Source organism: Micromonospora sp. NPDC047620 (assembly GCF_043205005.1).
In the GTDB taxonomy this organism is placed as follows: Bacteria; Actinomycetota; Actinomycetes; order Mycobacteriales; family Micromonosporaceae; genus Micromonospora.
This window is the reverse complement of sequence record NZ_JBIDDG010000167.1, coordinates 1-1,149: the sequence shown is the minus strand read 5'-3', so window position 1 is coordinate 1,149 and position 1,149 is coordinate 1. Positions and strand designations below refer to the sequence as shown.

2 protein-coding genes are annotated in these 1,149 nt (G+C 67.8%); one reads left to right on the top strand and one right to left on the bottom strand.

All coding sequences use genetic code 11. The features are described from left to right. Positions 1-488 (bottom strand): sulfate adenylyltransferase subunit CysD (gene cysD / locus ACGF5C_RS35000; protein WP_393308735.1); only part of this gene is annotated, 488 nt, incomplete at its 3' end. Between the two features lie 415 nt (positions 489-903). Here cysD and ACGF5C_RS34995 point away from each other — a divergent pair. After that, a partial coding sequence (locus ACGF5C_RS34995; RefSeq protein WP_393308733.1) for a helix-turn-helix domain-containing protein occupies positions 904-1,149 on the top strand: 246 nt, incomplete at its 3' end.

Genomic DNA, 1,149 nt, shown 5'->3' with positions numbered 1-1,149 from the left:
CGCTGCGCCCGCGGCTCCCACGCGCCGAATTCGTCGCGGAAACTGAACACCCGCTCCTTGGCGCGCGCCTTCTCCTCGTCGCGGCGCGCCCCGCCGAATACGGCGTCGAAGCGATGTTCGCCGATCGCGCGCAGCAATGTGGTGGTCTGCAACCGATTCCGGCTCTCCCCCGGGCGTTCGGTGACCCGCCCGGCGTCGATATCGTCCTGTACCCGCGCCACCAGCAGCCGCGCGCCGAGCCTGGCCGCCGTGCGATCGCGGAACTCGATCACCTCGTCGAAGTTGTGCCCGGTATCGACGTGCAGCAGCGCGAACGGCAGCGCCGCCGGCCAGAACGCCTTGCGGGCCAGCTCCAGCATCACCGCCGAATCCTTACCGCCGGAGAACAGCAGCACCGGTCGTTCGAAGGTGGCCGCCACCTCCCGGAAGATGTGCACCGATTCGGCCTCGAGGGCCGACAGATGCGACAGCTCGTATCCCGTCCGCATCACATTCGCCTTGTCCGCATCGCTCGCATCGCTTCCCGGGATCCGAAATCTCGACCACTTCGGAGTTGCGTTGTCGAATATTCGACGCTATTGTTCGATATTGTGACACCGACGATAAGCGGACAGCTGCGCGTCGGTCAAGTGGCTGTCGACGACGGCGCATGTTCGTAGCCGCCATACCGGGTGCGAAGTCGCTGCATCGTCCTGAGCCGCGCCTCCGATTCGGCGCACGTAGATCCGACGGCCCGAGAGCCGACCAGCGCCTCGAAGTCCGGTCCTCCACCGCGCCGAAGCCGGGCCTCGCCGACCATTCAGCGCTCCGGACCGGGAAGCCGGCCCGCCTCGCACCGGTACGGTGAGCGGCGGCGCGGACCGGGGTGACTTGTCACCGCATCCATCGACCAGAAAGGGCGCGATGTCCGAGAGCACCGAGGTCACTCCTACCGCCTCCGCGGGATCACCACCCACGCATCGCGTGGTGCGGGTAATCGACCTGCTGTCGCGCCGGCCCGCCGAGCACTTGTCGCTGGCGCGGATTGTGCGCGAGACCGGACTCTCGAGGGCGACGGCACATGCGGTGCTGACCCAGCTCACTACCGACGGCTGGACGGTGCGCGATCTCGACGGCAATTACGGGCTCGGGATGGGGCTGCTCGCCGTC